Annotated in this window: 4 protein-coding genes; 3 read left to right on the forward strand and 1 reads right to left on the reverse strand. The window is 39.6% G+C overall.

Annotation, left to right across the window (positions count from 1 at the left end; translation table 11 throughout):
* Positions 1–493 (forward strand): lysylphosphatidylglycerol synthase transmembrane domain-containing protein (locus tag ACTHJT_RS16445; protein WP_440240208.1); only part of this gene is annotated, 493 nt, incomplete at its 5' end.
* Between the two features lie 5 nt (positions 494–498).
* Positions 499–1,242 (forward strand): polyprenol monophosphomannose synthase, encoded by a 744-nt coding sequence (locus ACTHJT_RS16450; RefSeq protein ID WP_440240210.1) that lies wholly within the window; start codon positions 499–501, stop codon positions 1,240–1,242.
* A 181-nt stretch (positions 1,243–1,423) separates the two neighbouring features.
* Here the strand turns inward: ACTHJT_RS16450 and ACTHJT_RS16455 are convergent, their stop codons facing one another.
* Positions 1,424–2,560, reverse strand: a complete 1,137-nt coding sequence (locus tag ACTHJT_RS16455) for an ABC transporter permease (RefSeq protein WP_440240212.1) — start codon at positions 2,558–2,560, stop codon at positions 1,424–1,426.
* A 180-nt stretch (positions 2,561–2,740) separates the two neighbouring features.
* Between ACTHJT_RS16455 and ACTHJT_RS16460 the strand changes: the two genes are divergently transcribed.
* Positions 2,741–3,940 carry an exo-beta-N-acetylmuramidase NamZ family protein gene (locus tag ACTHJT_RS16460; protein WP_440240214.1) on the forward strand — a complete coding sequence of 400 codons (1,200 nt, stop codon included), beginning with the start codon at positions 2,741–2,743 and terminating at the stop codon, positions 3,938–3,940.
* Positions 3,941–3,993: the final 53 nt, after the last annotated feature.

Below are 3,993 nucleotides of genomic sequence, written 5' to 3' on the forward strand. Positions count from 1 at the left end.
AAGCTCTTACTCACTCTTACAATGGCGCCCTTTGCTGCTTGCTATCCTGATAGGTTTGATTTCCTGGACAGGTGAATGTGCTGCATTATTTTTTGTGTATGTAGGATTAGGCATCCCAGTCAGCGGCGATTTATTCATTAAATCGATGTTCATTCTCGCAATTTCATCATTGATCGGATCAGTTTCCGGTCTGCCCGGAGGGCTGGGCACTGCTGATGGCAGCATGCTTGGACTGACGCATTTGCTTATAACATCCTCAAAAGCTGTTGCTGGAGCCGCAACCCTGCTGATTCGACTATGTACATTATGGTTTGGATTGGGGATTGGGATTATTGCACTTATCCTCTTTCGAACCACTCAACATATTGACTTTTCCATTGTTCAAGGGGAAGTGTCGAGAAATCAACAGTCTGACATCAAAGAGGCCTTACCCACTGATGCAGGGCAGGATAAAGTAGAAACCACATCGGTGTTATCAAGTACTGGAGACTAGTTTATATGAGCACACTTATTATCATTCCAACGTATAACGAAATAGAAAACATTGGCTTATTGATTGACAAAGTCATGAGTCTTTCTACTCCGTTCGACATTTTAGTTGTGGAAGACAATTCACCGGATGGTACAGCCGATCTTGTAAAGGAGTACATGGCTAAATATCCCAACCGGGTATTTATGCTGCAACGCCAGGGAAAACTGGGCTTAGGGACAGCTTATATAGCCGGCTTTACCTACGGACTTGCGAACGGTTATGATTACCTGTGTGAAATGGATGCCGATTTTTCTCACAATCCTGAAGATTTGATTAATCTGCATAATGCCTGTGAAAAAGATGGTGCTGATGTAGCTATCGGCAGCAGATATGTAAACGGTGTTACAGTTGTTAACTGGCCGATCGGGCGTGTTCTGATGTCGTTCTTTGCCAGTAAATATGTTCAGGTTGTTACCGGAATGCCGATCGAAGATGCTACAGCAGGATTTAAATGTTACAGCAGAAAAGTATTAGAAACAATTCCTTACCAAAAGGTTAAGTTCATCGGTTATGCATTCCAGATCCAGATGAAATTCCTGTGCTGGAAATATGGCTTCGTCTTAAAAGAAGTTCCTATTATTTTTATGGACAGAACCAGAGGTACATCCAAAATGTCCATGAGTATTTTTAAAGAAGCAATTTTTGGAGTACTCTTTATGAAGTTTAAAAGCTTTTTCAAAACCTACCATCCGGTAGAAAATTCCAAATAACAAATCCCAAAAATCAAAAAGCGGATTTGTTAAATGATCGGTGTACTTGAGTTATCAATGTAACGATAATGAAAGAATACTTTCATTGGCCCCATCTATCGCGGCAAACTAATCGTATTAAAATCCAGTTAGATAGAGAGTACTTACACTTTACACTCTAAACTCTACACTTTTATACTTCTCAATTGAATTTGATTGACTTAACGGGGCTTACTCTTGAGATGAAGTAAATAGGCGCCCATAATACGAGGCTTAGTATTGCCAGCCCTGCTGTATTTACAAGAATGATGGCAACCCACGGGAATTCTATCGGTACGGAGTTCATAAAATAATTCTCGGCATCAAGCGGTACAATACCTGTATAATACTGAAGGGCACATAGTGCCAGAGCAACTATGTTTCCGGAGGTCATTCCCGTCAATATGATCTTGAAACCATTCCAGAGGAAAATCTTACTAACTTCTGTATTCGTTGTACCGAAAGCCTTCAGCAAGCCCACCATTGGTGTGCGTTCCATGATCATTACAATAAGGGTGGCAACGATTACAAAAATAGAAACACCCATGATTAATACCAGGAAGATCGTTACGTTTCTGTTGAGCAGATCCAGCCAATCAAATATCTGCAGGTATTTATCCGTGATCAGTTGAATCTGCATATCATAATCCATTTTTTTATAGACCAGACTCGCGGTAGAATCCAGCATATTAAAATCTGAAACATAGATTTCCATTCCGCCAATCTGTTTCGGAGACCAGCCGCTCAATACTCTGTTTAATTGAATGTCGCCGATAATGAAAAGTTCATCGAGCTCTTCAAGGCCGGTTTGATAAATGCCGCATATTTCAACCTTGCGGAATCTTGGCGGGTTCTGTACAAAATACAACAGCAAACTATCACCTATTTTAATTTTTAATTTAGCTGCTATTTTTTCGCTTACAATAATCTGCTTTGAGTAAGTAGTATCATTGAATTTAATGAACGAACCGGCAACGATATTATTTTTAAATCTTCCGATGTCAAAATCAGGTCCTACCCCCTTTAAAATCACACCTTGAATTTCAGTGTCGGATTTCAATAAACACGGTTTGTGTGAAACACCTTGTACATGTTGAACAGTTGGAATGGCTTTTATGGAATCCAGTGTGCTGTGCTGGATAATAAACGGACTTTCTTCATATGATTTGTCCAGATCGTATTTGGTCAGGTGAATATGAGCCCCGAAACTGAATATCTTTTCACGTATACTTGTTTTAAAACCATCAAGAATACATAAAGAAGTTACAGATAATAAAAAACCAAGAAATATAATGATCACAGCAATCCTGTGTACAAGGGAAGAAAATGACTGCCGGTCATTTTTTTGTATTCTTGACGATATAAAGTAATAAAGATTCAAATTTTATTAATTTTGAGAGAAATACTCACATTCAAATATACAGATTCTATGCGTATTAAAGGATTCTTATTGACGATAATTATCGGATTACCTTTATACATGATTTTTTCATGTTCTTCCACTCCTACCCATACAAACATTTCAACAGAAACACAATCAGCCTCTGTGTCAGAAGCGGCGCCTCAGAGTCCGGCTCCTGAACTTAAGGTAGGCGCAGAACGCCTGGATTCTTATATGGCTTTGTTGAAAAATAAACGCGTGGCCCTGGTGGTTAATCATACAGCCATGGTTGCGCAGACTCACCTGCTGGATACTCTTCTTTCTTTGGGTATACAGGTACAAAAAATCCTCGCACCCGAACATGGCTTCAGAGGTACAGCAGATGCTGGTGAACATGTAGATTCGTATACAGATAAAAAGACCGGCGTGCCGGTTGTTTCTTTGTATGGAAATAATAAAAAACCAAGTGCTGAACAGTTGGCAGATATTGATATCGTCGTGTATGATATTCAGGATGTAGGTGTACGTTTCTTTACATACATTTCTACTCTATATCTGGTCATGGAAAGCTGTGCGGAAAATAACAAGGAATTGCTTGTGCTGGACCGGCCAAATCCAAACGGTGATTATGTGGACGGACCTGTGCTGGATATGAAGTTAAAATCTTTTGTAGGTATGCTGCCTTTGCCGACTGTACACGGTTTAACGGTTGGAGAACTTACCCGGATGATCCAGGGAGAAAAATGGTTGAAAGATAGTCTGGTTTGTAAATACACCGTAATACCTGTAGAAAACTATACACACAAGACTGAATATATTCTTCCCATAAAACCATCTCCTAATATGCCGAATAGCCAGGCAATCCGCTTATATCCTTCTTTAGGCGTGTTTGAAGGAACAAATGTAAGTGTGGGGCGTGGCACGTACTTTCCTTTTCAGGTAATTGGCTCTCCATTTACAACAGATACATCTTTTTCATTTACTCCGGTAAGTATTGTGGGCATGTCAAAAGACCCCATGCACATGAATAAAAAATGTTATGGCTTTGATCTACGTAACATCACACCGGCTAAAAAAGTTGACCTGAGTTATGTGATCAATATGTATGCATTGTCGTCAGATAAAGTTGGGTACTTCGGAAAGAATAATTTCTTTGATAAGCTGGCTGGTACCACGCAATTGAAGCAACAGATCATTGAAAAAAAATCAGAAGATGAAATCCGCAAAACCTGGGCAGCGGGTTTGCAGGTATATAAAACCATGCGCAAAAAATATTTACTGTATACAGACTTTGAATAATAGTAGACAGTAGGCAGTTGTCAGTAAACAGTAAATTCTGACCACTGTCTACT

This window comes from Cytophaga sp. (assembly GCF_051961495.1).
Taxonomy (GTDB): Bacteria; Bacteroidota; Bacteroidia; order Cytophagales; family Cytophagaceae; genus Cytophaga.